Genomic DNA, 15,039 nt, shown 5'->3' on the forward strand with positions numbered 1-15,039 from the left:
TTTCATCTCCTGATTTCAACGTGTCTTACCCCTTTGTCCGGATCAATAAATACAGAAAATAAGGCCCACCAATGAGGGAAATAACAATACCCGCTGGTACTTCTGTAGCTGGCATGATGCTTCGCCCTATCGTATCCCCGGCCAATACGAGCAATGAACCGACGAGCGCCGTAATGGGCAGCATGTATTGATGCTGGGGTCCGACCAATCTGCGGGCGATATGCGGGCCAAGCAAACCGATAAAGCCTATGCCTCCACCTGTCGCTACACTCGACGCAGCCAAACCAACCGCCCCGGCCATCAAAGCCAGTCGCTCCCGTTGAAGAGATACACCCAGACTTGCTGCAATATGTTCGTTCATACTGAGCAGGTTCAGTACATTTGCCTTCCGATACACGTACGGTAGCAGAATCACTATCCACGGCAAAAGTGCCAGCACAAACTTCCAATTGGAGCCCCACAACGATCCCATTTGCCAAGTGACGACAAACTCGAGGTTTCGTGGATTCAACTGAAGTGTCAAAATAATGCTGATGGCGCTAAGTCCCGCCCCTACTGCAATCCCTGTAAGCAAAAGACGAGTAGGAGATATGCCGTGCCCCTTCTTGTATGCAAGCATATAGATGATGCCTGCTGTGGCAGTGGCACCGATGAGTGCGAGAAACGGCATCAAAAAAGGCGGAGCCATGTTCGTCGCGGGATAAGTAGAGACGAACAACAATACGGCCAGTCCAGCACCTGAACTGATTCCAAGAATGCCAGGGTCAGACAGACCATTGCGAGAGATTCCTTGCAAAATCGTCCCCGATACAGCAAGCCCAGCCCCAATCATGACCGCAATCACCATACGAGGAAGCCGCAGCTCAAACAACACGAGGCTCTGCTTTTTCGAGCCCTCCCCGAGCAATGTCTGCAACACCTCGAAGGGCCCAATACTGTACGGTCCCGTGTTCAAGCTCAGGACAAAACCGACAAGCAAAAGTACCGCGAAAAGAAGGATCAGTCGGACACTACGGCTTTTTCTTTTTTGAGAAAATGGATCGATGTCCACTACCACTCCCTCCTTTCCTTACGTGCCAGGTACAGGAAGAAGGGGACCCCGATGACAGCGATAATGGCGCCAAGCGGTGTTTCGTAGGGCATCGCTATCATTTTGGCTCCGATGTCTGCAAAAACAACCAAAACGCCTCCCATGATTGCCGAGCAAGGAATAATCCAGCGGTAATCAACCCCAACCAGAAAACGGACGATGTGTGGGACAACAAGACCTACAAACCCAACACCGCCAACTGTCGAGACCGAAGCACCCGCCAGCACCATGACGACAGCCGCCGACAAGCCCTTCACCAGCCTGGTCTTTTGTCCGAGTCCCGCTGCGATCTCTTCTCCCAAACTCAAAATGGTAATGGAGCGAGATAGGATCATAGCCACAATGATTCCTCCCACAATCCAGGGCATCATGACGGATACTTGAAACCACTCCGCTGTAGAGATCCCCCCTGCTGACCAGAATGCCAGATCGTAGTTGATCTGAAAGAGGAGGGATATCGCCTGACTAATCCCTGATAGGATAGAGCTAACGACTGCCCCAGCCAACGCGAGCCGTAAAGGTGTCAAACCGTTTTTGGAAAAATAGGCCAGTCCATATACAAGCCCTACTCCCAGACCCGCTCCTATAAAAGAAAAGAGAATAATAGACTCAAAAGGGAGTCCTGGCGCAAAAGCAAAAACGAGTACGAGCACGAATCCTGCCCCTGCATTAATGCCCATCAAGCCCGTATCCGCAATCGGATTTCTCGTAACCCCTTGCATGATGGCTCCTGCTACGGCAAAAGCAGCTCCCACCAGCGCTCCTGCCAAGGCACGCGGCATTCGCAGTGATTGAATAATGACGTGATACTCGTTGCTAGAATCATAATGAAAAATCGAGTTCCAAACGGTGGCAAACGAGATGTTAGCCACTCCTGTGATAATGGATGAACCTAGCCCGAAAAGGATGGCGCAGATCCCCGCAACAATCAACACGGTCGCCATCCACGGCCTAGTTCGAAGCGAAGCATTTTTAGCGATCGGCTGTGACAGTGACATTTCCCTTCCTATCCTCCAGAGCAACGTTCGAATGAATCACGGTCAGCTTGTCATTTGCAGCCCTTCTCGCCCGTGCTTCCGGGATGACCTCCGGAAAGCCAAGCTGAAGCATTCCTACGAGCTTTTCCTCCGCACGTACCCCTACCGCTTGCAAAAATCCTGCTTGATACGTGAACGGTTCCGTTTTCCAAACGACACCCAATCCCCGCTCCCACGCCGCTAGCTGAAAGTTTTGAATCAACGTGCAGGCTGCCGCATAGTCCTCTTCCCGTTCTCTTTGCCGAGAGTCTTCATTTACGATAACCATAAGATAGGTCGGGACGCGTAAAAGCAATTCCGAATCTCGCTTTTTCATGGCGTTTTGAAGAATGGCATCGACGACAACCTGCTTGCCTTCCTCCATATACAAAACGAATCGCCAAGGCTCGCGTAGTCCGTGGTTAGGTGCCCAGACAGCTACATCCAGTAACTCACGAATCAATTCCAGTGGAATCGGGTCTGGCTTGAATTTCTTTATGGTTCTGCGGTCACGGATCGCTTGTGCAATCGGATACAATGATGGTTCCATCTCGTTCCCTCCAACAATAGTGATACTCATTCTCAATCATTATCACAAACTTGTGGACGCAAGAAAATTGAAGAACCTGATTCCTTTTTTGTACATTCCTGTGACGCTGCAAGATGCGTGAGCGCCTCTGATATGGCCTGCTCATGGCCGAGTGCGGAATAATGCAGCCAAGGATATACCCCAGCTCGATGTACATTTCCCTTTAATCGATGCTTGCGTACATCCGTTCGAATTTTCCTTTCGTCGAAAAGCAGAATATGATCAGCCTGAAAATCTTGAAGCTCATCCAGGCTCGCGATATCCAGAAAGGCAAAATGATCTGTTCCCACTGGCGGTCTTATCTGTAGGTCACCGTATAAAATATCAGAAATTTTCCGCCTTCTCGCACCAAATATACGGGCTCCCCCATCCCAAACCCTCACTGCCATAACGGTTTCATTCCCAATTTTTTTGCGGATACGCTCGCGGGCTGCAACTGCTTTCAGATCATAATAATAGAGCCAACTCGTCGCCACCTCTGTAATTCCCAGCATGGCAGCTACCTGCTGCAAATGATCTCGCCAGGTCGTTGTTTTGAAAGGAATAAGCTGTGTCGGTGCAATGGCTTCCAATTGTTCAAGCCAGGGTGCAACCTGATCTGTTCCGACAATCAAATCCGGCTCCATCTGATGCAGACGGTACAGGTCAAATTCCAGTATGGCTGCTTCCATCTGGGAGTACGGCCTCTTTTGCCGATGCTTTTCCCAAACAGGGATCAGATGTTGGATTGAAACCCCCAATGCAAGCAGATCACCGATGATCGCTGGATGGAGTACGGCGATTTTCTTTTGTAACGATTTCTTGAAGCGATAAGGGGGAACGCCAACGATCTTTTTAAACATCCGACTGAAATAGTACACATCCCGATAGCCCACTTCATTAGCTACCTCAGGAATCATCACATCCTGCGTCACCAGAAGCTGACAAGCCTTCTCCATTCGTTTTCGATTGATGAATTGCAAGGGAGTGAGCGAGGTGTACTCCTTAAACTGCTGATAGAAAAGGGTCGGCGTCATTCCTGAGTAGCGAGCCATCTCCTCGATCTGAAAAGTCTCCTCACAATGCTGCTCCATATGCTCAGCGATCCCTTGAAGAAGTTGTTGACGATCTGTTTTTTTCTCTTGCAGCGTGATTCCAGCCATAATCGCTTGCCATAGCTTCCAAAAAAGAATCTGCATGGTTGCCTGATCGAAGTGATCTTTTCGCCATGCCAGATGCAATTGTTCGATGTGATGGTGAATCAAGGAGATTGTTTCGATATGGTGCTTCCCCTGGATCGGTAGCATCATTTCGTCTATGAGCCAGCCATCCCTTTCTTTTCTGGCATGAGCAGCCAAAAGCGCTACGTAACATACATAGATATTCTCCGTAATGGGCAAAAGGGCGAGTCCTTCCTGCATATCCTCTGGAGATATGACCATGAAATCTCCCTGGTTCAGCATCCCTCCTGTCTTATCCAACCGAAATGACGCCCTGCCCTCTATTACCAACATGATTATTTGTTCGCTTCTATCTCTCGCTTCTGCAAGCTTCCATTCTTTTGAAATGGACAAAACTTGCACATCATTTACAGTGATGACATTCGGATCACTATATTTGTCTGTTTTTCTCATAAATAACTCCTCTTGAATCATGATGCAGCAATTGATAACAATTCTCACCAATTGTACGAGAGACTTGGCAAAACTGCAATTTACTTGCATGTGAAAAAGCAAAAAAACGCCAAACGATCATCAAGATGACCACTCGACGTTTTCTCTTTCCACGTAAGCTATTCTATTGACACTCTTCCTAGACAAATATTTTTAAAAATCTTATATTTTAACAAAGCATCTCAGATTTCCCATCTATGTTTCTACTTAAACACAGACAGAAAGAGGTACAGGTATGCTGAGCAATCAAAAGGTAATCGTAACAGGAGCAGCTTCTGGGATCGGGAAAGCCGTAGTAATGCACTGCTTGCAAGAAGGGGCCGCTGTCATCGCGTGTGACCTCAATCAGGAAGCTTTGCTGGCACTGGAAGATGAGATGGATCGAGCAGAAAGACTACATACGTATTGTGTGGATGTTAGCAAATATGAGGAGGTCGCGGCTTTTTTTGCGCATATCGAGGCAGAGCATGCGGATTGTACCAGTCTCGTCAATAACGCAGGCATTTACCTGGCGAAAAACATTCTGGACTACGACCTCGAAACAATTGAAAAGGTGCTCGCGATTAACGTAAAAAGTTGCATTTATTTCTCACAGATGTTCGGAAAGCTCCTTTTTCCTGCCCAAAAACGAGGAGCTATCGTCAACCTGTCCTCTGTATCCGGAATCGAGGGCAGCTCGGATGCAGTCTATGGAACCTCGAAGGCGGCCATTCTCGGCTTGACGAAAAGCTGCGCGATGAACTTCGCTCCCTACATCCGGGTCAATGCGGTAGCACCCACTATGGTTGCTACACCGATGATGGACACCATTCCAGAATGGCGTCGGGCAGAATATCTAGCTCACGGCCTCATCGATAGCCCTGTAATGCCAGCTGACGTGGCAGATACCGTCGTTTTCCTGTTATCGGAGAAGTCCAAACACTACACCGGAGCGACTTTTGACATCAACAACGGCGGATATCTGCGGTAATAACGTAGCAAAGGGGCGTTTAGTGCCCTACCATCCAAGGACGTTTGCCCCCACGGCTGTGGGTATGTCCCCGATGCGCCTGACTACCGTGGCTGTGGCTGCACCCTGCTCCTTCATGGGAATTCGGTTGTTTCCGTACCACTTTTGGTTCCACGCCACGCTCGATCCGTTGTCGCAGCGCTTGCGGTGTCATGATCAATCCTGGTGCGGCATACAACCGTTTTGACGGCAGCTGGCAATCGGGACACGCAACGCTATCTGTCAGCTCGCTCATCTTCAGCCATTGTACAAATGGACCACATTCCTCGCACATGTAATCGTATCTCGGCATCGTATTTGGCTCCCTCTTTCGCGTTCTTTTTCTTGCCTACTTCGGCAAGATATCTCGATCAAAAATGCTTGTCGGGATAGACAAGGTGCAGCATGCGTTCGGAATATCGACGATTCCTGCAATTCTTCCTTCCACCGGTGCCGTTCCCAGCAGCATGTACGCCTGCTCCCCCGTGAAACCCATCGCTGTTTTCAAATATTCGATGGCATTCAGGCATGCATTGCGGTAAGCGACATGAGCATCCATATACAACTGCTGCCCTGTCGTCTCGTGGACGGAAATTCCTTCGAAAACGAGATATTCGGTATAGCGAGGCTCTACTGGACCCGGCTTGAATACAGGGTTGTTCACGATGTTATACTTCGCCATCCCGCCCTTGATGATGTCCACATGAAGATCCAGCCAACCTGCCATTTCAATTCCGCCGCAGAAGGTCACTTCTCCGTCTCCTTGTGAAAAATGCAAATCGCCCATGGACAGCTTCGCCCCATTTACATAAACCGGGAAGTAAATACGAGAGCCTTTGGACAAGTTTTTAATATCGCAGTTACCGCCATGCTCGCGAGGAGGGACAGTCCGAGCCGCTTCTCTGGCAATCCGATCAAACTCCGCTCCTTTTAGACTACCCAACACGGCACTGTGCGGGGTCGGCAAATTCGCGAGTGGCGGCATTCGTTCAGGATTTGTCGCTACGAGGTCACTCTCTCTTCGGTTCCAGCGATCCAGGAGCTGATGGGAAGGTGCGGTACCGATCAAGCCTGGATGAAGAATCCCGGCAAATTTGACTCCTGGCAAATGACGAGAAGTCGTGTAAATGCCGTGGAAGTCCCAGATCGACTTGGCCGCTTGTGAATAATGATCAACGAGAAAGCTCCCGCCGTTTTCTTTGGCGAAAATCCCGTTAAAGCCCCATTCCGATTGGGGAAGTGCCCCGATATCGAGAATATCGACAACCAAGAGGTCCCCTGGCTCTGCTCCATTCACCCAGACAGGTCCACTAAGTACATGGACGCGATTGAGGTTCACATCGCGAATATCGGAAGGGTCATCATTGTTCGAGATCTGCCCGTCCGTCCAGTCCTTACATTCCATGCGAAAAACAGCTCCCGGATTCACGGAAACGGTTGCTGGAATGTCTGGATGCCATCTGTTGTGACCAGGTGTATCCTGCTCCTCCATCGGTTTGTTCAAGTCAACTCGAAATAAAACTTCTGGCATGCTGCTTCCCCCTCACTTGTTCGAAATGGCATATGCGTACATACACAAAAAGAAGCAAAAGACATGCCAATGCTTGCTGGCCCCGATAAAAATTTAATCGTACCGATTCTTTTGGCTATTTTCTCCTGTATACTTATGACAAAGAGCTTGTCGCAAAACAGGTCATGCAGTTGATCTGCCCTTGACCAGAAAACTCCCTCTTCTCTTGTATCACTTTCGTCTTTGTGTGTCGTTTGTTTCACGCTTCCTTGTCGGACACCTGTCCCACGATCGAACAAACAAACTATAACCAAGAAAGGGTGCGAGAACGATTTTTGAAGCCGGCATGCTGCTCTCGTCTTTCGATTCTTCCTCCGTAATCGAGCGTTCCCAACATCGCGCGATCCCTCATGCTGTCTTTCATTCTCTCTATCAGCAATTACAGGCCACCGGGAATCTTTCACCCTACGAATTTTCTCTGATCAAGGACGCGCTAATTCTTTTGCTACAAACGGATCATGCGATTCCAGCCCTCAGACATGCCTCTCATTCTGTTCCCAATTGGAAGAGTCTTCTTTTCGCATGGGCGGAAAATAGCCAAGAATGCCTCATCGCCCTTAGTGACGAGCGCAGCGTACTTTTTGCTAACAAGCGGGCAAAGGAACGCTTTTCGTTAGTGGAAGGCCTTGTGCTCGAGGAGGATTGGGAACAAGAACGCTTACCCAATTCGTATGTAGAGGAACTCGATCTGGGGGAAAAGACGTGGTATCGCCTCTTTTTGATTCGCCCAAATACGTCAACCTTGTCAAAGACTACTAGCAGCTATTCGTTTTCAGAGGTACATACGAATAGCCCCCTCTATCAAGCTCAACTGCATACAGCACGTATTGCTGCACAGTCGCTATCAAATACGTTATTGCTCGGAGAAACAGGCTGTGGCAAAGAAGTCCTGGCACGTGCCATCCATTCCTCCAGTTCGCGAAAAGACGGCCCTTTTCTTGCCGTCAATATCGCAGCACTTCCACGCGAACTGATCGCGAGTGAGCTATTTGGATACGCAGAAGGAGCTTTTACGGGAGCAAAAAAAGGAGGACAACTAGGAAAATTTGAAGCGGCAAATGGAGGAACGCTATTTCTCGATGAAATCGGGGAAATGAGCTTGGAGCTTCAAGTGCTTTTGTTGCGGGTACTCGAAGAACGCAAAGTGACGAGATTGGGTTCCCACGAAGAAAAGCCATTGGACATTCGTGTGATCGCTGCCACCAATCGTTCCATTGAAGAAGATGTACAGAATGGGCTGTTTCGTGCAGACCTTTACTACCGGCTAAATATCCTGCAAATACGCATTCCTCCCCTGCGTGAACGCAAAGAAGACATTGCAGCCTTGGCTAACGAGTTCCTCCAGCAGCTTCACACCCAATACGCTGGCGGTCCGACAGGTATCTGTGAATCTGCCCTGGCGATCTTGCAGCAGCATTCATGGCCCGGAAATATTCGTGAGCTGCGCAATATCGTGGAGCGAGCATTTTTACATGCGTACGGTGATTCGTGGGTCACCTCTCACCATCTCCCAAGCGAATGGCAGCAGCAATATGGTCTGCAAGAAGCACCCAGCGAACCTTTGCCATTATTGCGCGAATTAGAGCGACAGACGATCCAGCAAGCCATCACAGAAGCTCCATCTATCAGCGCCGCTGCCAAAAAGCTAGGTATTGCGCGAAGTACCCTGTATCGAAAAATGGAAGAGTTAGGAATCGGATAAGAAAATCGGGGGATGAGCGTAAGCCGCTTTTCCCCCGAAATCGTTTACTGATGTCCTATTCGTCAGCGAGTGCTCGCCGTATCGCCATTCTTGCTTCCTCTGCTACCACCTCATCCTTATGATCAATGGCTTGCATCCAAAGCAGCATCGGAATGTACACCGCCATCATCCTGGCCAATATTTTTGTCTCTTCACCCACTTCTCCATACACCCGGAAAAACGATTGGCGGGCATGTGGCGGTAAAAAACTGTAGACCACATTCAAATCCGTTCCTGGATGACCCACATTGAGATCTCCCCAGTCAATGATGCCTGATATCTGCCCGGCTTCATCTACCAGCATATTTTTCACATGGAGGTCTCCGTGCAGCAGCACTTCACGCGGACTTATTCGGTCTATCACGACTTGTCGTAAATAATTGGCGATCGCATCCCGATCTTCTCCAGAAATATGTACAGCCAAGGTAGACAAGAACGTCTGCATTTTTTCTTTTCTCTGTGCAATGTCCAGGAGGTTCCTATGATCTTGAGCGATCCCGTTCTCGCGGGCACGCTGGGGCGGAAACGCGTGTAAGCTTTTTAAAAACGTCGCAAGGGCCACTGCCGATGAAGCACGCTGCTCGTCGGTCAAGCCCTTTGGAAACGTTCCTGAAAGATACGTGTACCCCAAAAAAGGGAATGGGTAGTCGTTGGTTGGTTCCCCATAAAAAACTGGCTTCGGATACGGTATCGTCAGGAGTGCCGCAAGCATTGGCAGCAGCATCCCATGGATTCGCGTTGGTCATTATTTTCGTTCCCTCCCCTTTGCCGTTTCATCTGCTGTGATGATGCTTACAGCTACGATTACGTAGCACGGATCTGATAGACACATCTCTTTCCGCCGATTGCCACACATTCCGTCCGTTCTACGCTCGTTTGGAGTAACACTCGGTAACAAGCAAGCTCTCTTGCACAAATCATCTGATACCGATCCGCTACTTTAAAATAGGGACAATTGTACTGCGTAATCACATATTCCTCATCACTGACCTGTTCCCATCTCGCCATAAATCCGTTGTCATCTTGGATGCGCGCCATCTCTGCCACCTTTTCAGATAGCGTTTTCCCTTCCATTTGTCCCTCGTATTTCTGGATAATCTTCTCTTGCTGTCTTGCAAAAAATTGATCCACGCGGTCTTCCCCGTCGGCCAGCACGATATGCTCCATCAAATCCACGGCCAATTGCCCGTAATCATTCGGAAATTGTTCGTTACCTTGCTGTGTCAAAGAGTAGTAGTGCATCGGTCTGCCTGCTTTTTGACGACCTACTCTGCACACAACAAAACCGTCTTTTTCCAAGTAGATCATTTGCCTGCTGACAGCTACCTTTGTGAGCTCCAGCCTGTTTTGCAAATCCTTTGTGCTGAGCTCCCCTTCCCTTTTCAGCAGCAAAAGAATGTATTCACGTGTTGATAGGTGTCTATATCTCTCCATTTTCTCTTCGCCCCTTTATTTGGAAAAGAACGATACGCTCACAGTATATTTCCTTTGTATAACTAATTCAACAAACATGTTTATAAAGTGACATTCTTCGTTCATCGGGAAGCCTACGCAACTGCAATTTATTAAACATTTTATTTGAATATATATAATTTTGTTCCTATACTGTGATTGTAGTGCAAGGTGTTTTTTCCAAGAAGGATAGGTGAAACGAATGAAACCTGTATTCTCCCTTCTCCGTGAACGACAGGTCGAAGTGACTTATCAGGAGCCTTTGGCGGCACATACTACCTGGAAAATTGGCGGACCTGCGGATTTACTGATTACACCGAGCAGCAAATCCCAACTGATCATGGTCCTACAAATCCTGAATGAACATCATGTTCCATGGATGGTGATGGGAAAGGGCTCCAACCTTTTAGTCACAGAAAAGGGGTACCGTGGCGCGGTCATTAAACTAAACAAGGCTTTGGACTATGCCCGAATCGTGGGAAATCAGATTTACGCAGGGGCTGGCTATTCCTTGATCAAGCTTGCATCGTTGGCAATTAAACACAGGCTCAGTGGCTTGGAGTTCGCAGGTGGGATACCCGGGTCTGTTGGCGGAGCTGTGTATATGAATGCGGGCGCGAACGGATCGGATATATCGGACATTTTCCATTCAGCAGAAGTAATCACGCAAACGGGAGCCATTCGCTCCTTGCGTGCCGTAGATTTGGATTTTTCTTATCGCCATTCTTCCTTGCAAGATGCTAATGCGATTATCACAGAAACCGTTTTTGAGCTGACTTTGCGCGACAGCGAAAGCATCAAGCTCCAATGGAACCGCTATAAAGAAAAACGTTTACAAACACAGCCTCTGCCGTTCGACTGTGCGGGTAGTGTGTTCAGAAATCCCCCGGGCCATTTTGCAGCAAAGCTCATTGAAGATGCTGGTCTTAAGGGCATGCGGTACGGAGGCGCGGAAGTATCGAGTAAACATGCCAATTTTATTATGAATACTGGCAATGCGACTGCACTTGATGTATGGACACTCATGAGGCAGATTCAGGAAAAGGTTCACAGCCAATCAGGCATTCACCTTGTACCTGAGGTTGTAATCGCAGGAGAAGAGTAAGCATAAAAAAGGGAGGTCTCACAATGATTCACATAAGCGAAGCTGCCGTCACTCGCCTTCAACATATGCTCGAACAAGAAAGCTCTTCTCTCTTCATTCGTTTTGGCGTAAAGGACGGAGGGTGTTCCGGGATGACCTACGGACTCGGTTTTGATGATACGTATCAAGAAGGCGACACTACAATCGATATGAATGGTGTGAAGGTGGTTGTCAATCCAGAAAGCTATCCGTATGTCGATGGCGTCGAAATCGATTACAAAGAGACCGGAATGATGGGTGGATTTACGATCCAAAACCCCAATGCAATTGCAACCTGCGGCTGTGGAAGCAGCTTCCGTACAGCCCTACAGCGTGGGAAAAGAGAAAAGTGTGAATAAACCACCAGACGAAAATGACTTGTCACCGATTCCCAATGAATGCTATTCTATTGAAAAATTTCCCCCTATTCATTATGTAAGGTGACAATATGCTTTCATTTTCCAGATTGATAAAATGTAAACCCCCTATCCCGTAATCTCCCTCCTACGCTGTTTGAGATTTTCGGAATATAGGGGGAATGTACAAGTGAATAGAAAAATCTCAACACCATCTTTACTACTGTTGATTATCCTGGTGGGTTTTCCGCAAATTAGCGAAACGATCTACACGCCTTCGTTACCTGATATCGCCAATAGCCTTCATGCCAGTAACAATATGATCCAACTGACACTCAGTATTTACTTCCTCGGTTTTGCCTTTGGTGTTTTTTGCTGGGGAAGACTATCTGACTCTATCGGTCGACGCCCTGCCATGCTCTGGGGAATTTTCGTTTACGGACTTGGCAGCTTGGGTTGCTACCTCTCCGATTCGGCTGACTGGTTGTTATGGAGTCGGTTCATTCAAGCTTTCGGTGCGAGTGCAGGATCGGTGGTGACCCAAACCATCCTACGGGAGAGTACCGATACCACCACGCGGCATGCTGTTTTTGCTCAGGTTTCCGCTGCTCTCGCTTTTACGCCTGCAATTGGCCCTTTAATCGGTGGTTGGGTGGATCAATCGTTGGGCTATCAGACTGTCTTCTTCACGCTGATCGCAATGAGCGTAGTGATTTTTGCTTACGCATTTGTATCGTTGCCTGAGACCAAAACGACTACAGCTTCAAAGATAAGCACGTTAGCTGTAGCCAAACGCCTTTTTATGGACAAAAGGATTTGGGCTTTTGGCTTCTTAATCGGGGCGACAAATGGCATGTTGTTCAGTTACTATGCCGAAGCGCCATTTATTTTCATTGGTTTTTTCGGCATGACGCCTGGTCTGTTTGGGTTATTGGGTATTTTCGTAGCTTTGGCCTCTGTGATCGGGGCAATGCTCTCGAAAAAACTGCTAACCAAATACCCGGCTGAGAGCCTAATTTTGATCGGCTCGCTGGTAACGACGTTTGGAGCAGTATGCCTTACAAGCTTCACTTTGTATGGCGCGAGTCCTTCCTTTGTCTCGATGGTGATCATGGTAGCCTCTCTCTTTACCCTTTTGCTGGGGATTGGGATCGCGATTCCAAACTGCCTGAGTTTAGCTCTTGTCCACTACGGTGATGTACTCGGAACTGCTGGCGCTATTTTTGGTTTGGGCTACTATCTCATCGTCAGTCTCATCACGAGTGGCATGAGTTATTTTCATAACGGCTCGCTGGTCACCATGCCTATCTACTTCTTGCTATTGGCGATCATGATGGTGCTTGTAAGTAAACAAATAACGATTAGCAATACAGCCAAATAGCCTATTCGCTCTTTTCAGCAACTTCAACATCAAAAAAGCCGATTCTCTCTTAGAGAAAATCGGCTTTTTTCCTGTACGCATCACTCCTCCCGCTTCGTCTCGATCGCTAGTCCTTCGACATGCTTGCGACTCATCATTTTACGTTTCTTCCGGTTCTCTTTTGTCTCGAAAACAATGTCCATGTCATAATCCGCTGGATACAGTTCTTTGCCCTCAATATGCAAGACGAGGCGCTTTTTGTTGATTTTATATTTCTGATTTTGAATCATGACGCCAACGATACCTTTGGAGTCCTCCGCACTAAACACAATGCCGGTTCTCCCCAGATAGGAGATGAATACACAATCACCAATAGCAAATGGTTTGTCTCGCTTTGGCGTGGATGATGTGACTGCGTCTACTTCCACTTCTTCTGACTTTTCTATTACTCGTGTCTCCACATAGCTTGGAGCCTCATCCGCTTCCGGCTCGACGTCTTCGTATTGTTCAAGCCTTTCCATAGTGGTAGTCGTCGTCAGGAAACCATTCCGAGTAATTTCCCGAGAACGCTGAATCATCTCAGACGGGATACCCAGCTTCAATGCGATCAGGAATGCGTAGCTCTGCCCCGCTTCTCCGATTCGCAAGCGATACAGTGGCTGCAAGGTCTCCTCGTCAAATTCCATTCGTGCATTTTGGAACCCGGCAGTTGCGGAGGCAAAATTTTTAATTTCGTTAAAATGTGTATTCACGATTACCGTCGCACCTCTTCGGTTCAGCTCTTCCAAAATCGCAATCGACAAGGCGACTCCTTCTCCTGGATCTGTACCCGTTGCCATCTCATCAATCAAGACGAGAGTCGAGGCGTCGGTAATCTTCAAGATTTCCAGGACGTTATGAATATGCGCCGAAAACGTACTTAACGCTTGCTCGATGCTCTGCCCATCTCCGATATCTACCGCGATGTTGCGGAAAATGGAGAAATGACTGCCTTCCTGTACGGGTACGAGCAAACCCGACTGTACCATCATGGTTAACAGTCCGATCGTTTTTAACGTCAATGTTTTTCCACCTGTATTGGGACCTGTAATAATCAGCGATTTGTACTCTCGACCAATCTTCATATGCAGCGGCACCATTTTCGGGCCGAGTAGCGGATGCCGTGCTTCCTTGACATCGAGGATCCCTTTTTCGTTTAGTTCGACATTCGCGCCTCCGATTGCCAATGCGTACTTCGCTTTTGCGAAAAGGAAGTCATACATTCCAACAGTCTCGACATTCACGGTGAGTTCATGGGTGTATTCTTCTGCGAACGCGGACAATTGCATCAGTACTTTTGTTACTTCACGTTCTTCCTCTGCCTTGAGTGCTGTCAGCTCGAACTGTACGGTGCTGATCTCCGTCGGTTCCATATAGACGGTTTGACCGCTCGCCGACTCATCTAAGACACTGCCAGCCACTTGCTTGCGATGTTCTTTTTTGATGGGGATGACATAACGTCCATTGCGTGTGCTAATCACATTTTCTTGCATGATCGAACGATATTTGTTCACGATCGAATCCAGTTGTCTTTTCAGGCGCTCTTCAAATACGACAATGCGCTTACGCACCTTCAACAAGTCTTTGCTGGCCGAATCGACTACTTGCCCATGACGGATGCATTGTTCGATTTCGTTCCTCAATTTTGTGGCGTCGTACATCGATGCTGCATAGGTGCTTACCCGTGGCGCCAATTGTGCTTTTGTCGCCATATACTTCATTAGTTGTGAGCAACTCGTTAGGAACAAGTACAGATTTGTAAAATCGTTTACGCCAAAGACATATCCCGTCCCCAAGAGGGAAAGGATCTTCTCCATCCCTTCCAGCGCGGGAATTGGTACACTGGCTCCGTTTTGCAGGATGTTCTTGGCTTCTGCTGTTTCGTCCAGCTTACTACGCACTACTTTGGCAGAGTCTATCGGCATCATTTGTTCTACATGCTTTTTCCCTGCGTACGATAAGGCGTATTCCATTACCTTTTCTTTGATCTTGTCGTATTCGAGACGCTGTAATGCTTTTTCATTCATGGCTGATTTCTCCTTTTTTATGGAAAATAAAAAAGG

General features: G+C 48.1%; 14 protein-coding genes. 5 read left to right on the plus strand and 9 right to left on the minus strand.

From position 1 onward, the window contains the following. Window positions 1-25 precede the first annotated feature (25 nt). From ACUUHJ_RS20730 to ACUUHJ_RS20745, 4 genes are read right to left on the minus strand one after another with little or no spacing between them, the layout of a single operon-like run. Entirely contained in the window at window positions 26-1,051 is a 1,026-nt protein-coding gene (locus ACUUHJ_RS20730) for a FecCD family ABC transporter permease (RefSeq protein WP_472299773.1), read from the minus strand. After that, a complete protein-coding gene (locus ACUUHJ_RS20735; RefSeq protein ID WP_472299774.1) occupies window positions 1,051-2,088 on the minus strand; it encodes a FecCD family ABC transporter permease in 1,038 nt (345 codons plus the stop codon). The genes ACUUHJ_RS20730 and ACUUHJ_RS20735 overlap by 1 nt, the downstream gene beginning before the upstream one ends. Continuing rightward, window positions 2,063-2,656 (minus strand): nitroreductase family protein, encoded by a 594-nt coding sequence (locus tag ACUUHJ_RS20740; RefSeq protein WP_472299775.1) that lies wholly within the window; start codon window positions 2,654-2,656, stop codon window positions 2,063-2,065. The genes ACUUHJ_RS20735 and ACUUHJ_RS20740 overlap by 26 nt, the downstream gene beginning before the upstream one ends. Before the next feature lie 32 nt (window positions 2,657-2,688). Continuing rightward, complete coding sequence (locus ACUUHJ_RS20745; RefSeq protein WP_472299776.1) at window positions 2,689-4,308, minus strand: helix-turn-helix domain-containing protein; 1,620 nt, start codon at window positions 4,306-4,308, stop codon at window positions 2,689-2,691. A 274-nt stretch (window positions 4,309-4,582) separates the two neighbouring features. Here ACUUHJ_RS20745 and ACUUHJ_RS20750 point away from each other — a divergent pair, with 274 nt between their 5' ends. Continuing rightward, window positions 4,583-5,317 (plus strand): SDR family NAD(P)-dependent oxidoreductase, encoded by a 735-nt coding sequence (locus ACUUHJ_RS20750; RefSeq protein WP_472299777.1) that lies wholly within the window; start codon window positions 4,583-4,585, stop codon window positions 5,315-5,317. A gap of 19 nt (window positions 5,318-5,336) precedes the next feature. On the opposite strand, the gene ACUUHJ_RS20755 is transcribed toward ACUUHJ_RS20750, so the two are convergent. Together ACUUHJ_RS20755 and fmdA are read right to left on the minus strand one after the other, a co-directional pair. Next, window positions 5,337-5,648 carry an FmdB family zinc ribbon protein gene (locus tag ACUUHJ_RS20755; RefSeq protein WP_289673715.1) on the minus strand — a complete coding sequence of 104 codons (312 nt, stop codon included), beginning with the start codon at window positions 5,646-5,648 and terminating at the stop codon, window positions 5,337-5,339. Window positions 5,649-5,684: 36 nt separating this feature from the next. Next, window positions 5,685-6,866, minus strand: a complete 1,182-nt coding sequence (fmdA, locus tag ACUUHJ_RS20760) for a formamidase (RefSeq protein ID WP_472299778.1) — start codon at window positions 6,864-6,866, stop codon at window positions 5,685-5,687. 325 nt (window positions 6,867-7,191) lie between these two features. Here fmdA and ACUUHJ_RS20765 point away from each other — a divergent pair, with 325 nt between their 5' ends. After that, a complete protein-coding gene (locus tag ACUUHJ_RS20765) occupies window positions 7,192-8,607 on the plus strand; it encodes a sigma-54 interaction domain-containing protein (protein WP_289673717.1) in 1,416 nt (471 codons plus the stop codon). Between the two features lie 55 nt (window positions 8,608-8,662). Here ACUUHJ_RS20765 and ACUUHJ_RS20770 read toward each other — a convergent pair whose 3' ends face one another. Both ACUUHJ_RS20770 and ACUUHJ_RS20775 read right to left on the minus strand, forming a co-directional pair. Continuing rightward, window positions 8,663-9,358 (minus strand): phosphotransferase, encoded by a 696-nt coding sequence (locus tag ACUUHJ_RS20770; RefSeq protein WP_289673718.1) that lies wholly within the window; start codon window positions 9,356-9,358, stop codon window positions 8,663-8,665. A 92-nt stretch (window positions 9,359-9,450) separates the two neighbouring features. Beyond that, window positions 9,451-10,080 (minus strand): helix-turn-helix transcriptional regulator, encoded by a 630-nt coding sequence (locus ACUUHJ_RS20775; protein ID WP_289673719.1) that lies wholly within the window; start codon window positions 10,078-10,080, stop codon window positions 9,451-9,453. 220 nt (window positions 10,081-10,300) lie between these two features. Here ACUUHJ_RS20775 and murB point away from each other — a divergent pair, with 220 nt between their 5' ends. The 3 genes from murB (at window position 10,301) to ACUUHJ_RS20790 (ending at window position 12,958) form a co-directional block, all read left to right on the plus strand. Beyond that, window positions 10,301-11,203 (plus strand): UDP-N-acetylmuramate dehydrogenase, encoded by a 903-nt coding sequence (gene murB / locus ACUUHJ_RS20780; RefSeq protein WP_472301225.1) that lies wholly within the window; start codon window positions 10,301-10,303, stop codon window positions 11,201-11,203. A 23-nt stretch (window positions 11,204-11,226) separates the two neighbouring features. Beyond that, a complete protein-coding gene (locus ACUUHJ_RS20785; RefSeq protein ID WP_289673720.1) occupies window positions 11,227-11,580 on the plus strand; it encodes a HesB/IscA family protein in 354 nt (117 codons plus the stop codon). A gap of 187 nt (window positions 11,581-11,767) precedes the next feature. Beyond that, entirely contained in the window at window positions 11,768-12,958 is a 1,191-nt protein-coding gene (locus tag ACUUHJ_RS20790) for a multidrug effflux MFS transporter (protein ID WP_472299779.1), read from the plus strand. Between the two features lie 80 nt (window positions 12,959-13,038). Here the strand turns inward: ACUUHJ_RS20790 and ACUUHJ_RS20795 are convergent, their stop codons facing one another. After that, window positions 13,039-15,003, minus strand: coding sequence for an endonuclease MutS2 (locus ACUUHJ_RS20795; RefSeq protein WP_472299780.1), 1,965 nt, complete (start codon window positions 15,001-15,003; stop codon window positions 13,039-13,041). Window positions 15,004-15,039: the final 36 nt, after the last annotated feature.

Source organism: Brevibacillus schisleri (genome assembly GCF_055685845.1).

Coding starts and splice junctions, on each gene's coding strand:
- ACUUHJ_RS20755 (WP_289673715.1), bottom strand. CDS start 5,648: ATGCCGAGATACGATTACATGTGCGAGGAATGTGGTCCATTTGTACAA.
- ACUUHJ_RS20735 (WP_472299774.1), bottom strand. CDS start 2,088: ATGTCACTGTCACAGCCGATCGCTAAAAATGCTTCGCTTCGAACTAGG.
- ACUUHJ_RS20795 (WP_472299780.1), bottom strand. CDS start 15,003: ATGAATGAAAAAGCATTACAGCGTCTCGAATACGACAAGATCAAAGAA.
- ACUUHJ_RS20770 (WP_289673718.1), bottom strand. CDS start 9,358: ATGCTTGCGGCACTCCTGACGATACCGTATCCGAAGCCAGTTTTTTAT.
- ACUUHJ_RS20740 (WP_472299775.1), bottom strand. CDS start 2,656: ATGGAACCATCATTGTATCCGATTGCACAAGCGATCCGTGACCGCAGA.
- murB (WP_472301225.1), top strand. CDS start 10,301: ATGAAACCTGTATTCTCCCTTCTCCGTGAACGACAGGTCGAAGTGACT.
- fmdA (WP_472299778.1), bottom strand. CDS start 6,866: ATGCCAGAAGTTTTATTTCGAGTTGACTTGAACAAACCGATGGAGGAG.
- ACUUHJ_RS20745 (WP_472299776.1), bottom strand. CDS start 4,308: ATGAGAAAAACAGACAAATATAGTGATCCGAATGTCATCACTGTAAAT.
- ACUUHJ_RS20750 (WP_472299777.1), top strand. CDS start 4,583: ATGCTGAGCAATCAAAAGGTAATCGTAACAGGAGCAGCTTCTGGGATC.
- ACUUHJ_RS20775 (WP_289673719.1), bottom strand. CDS start 10,080: ATGGAGAGATATAGACACCTATCAACACGTGAATACATTCTTTTGCTG.
- ACUUHJ_RS20785 (WP_289673720.1), top strand. CDS start 11,227: ATGATTCACATAAGCGAAGCTGCCGTCACTCGCCTTCAACATATGCTC.
- ACUUHJ_RS20765 (WP_289673717.1), top strand. CDS start 7,192: ATGCTGCTCTCGTCTTTCGATTCTTCCTCCGTAATCGAGCGTTCCCAA.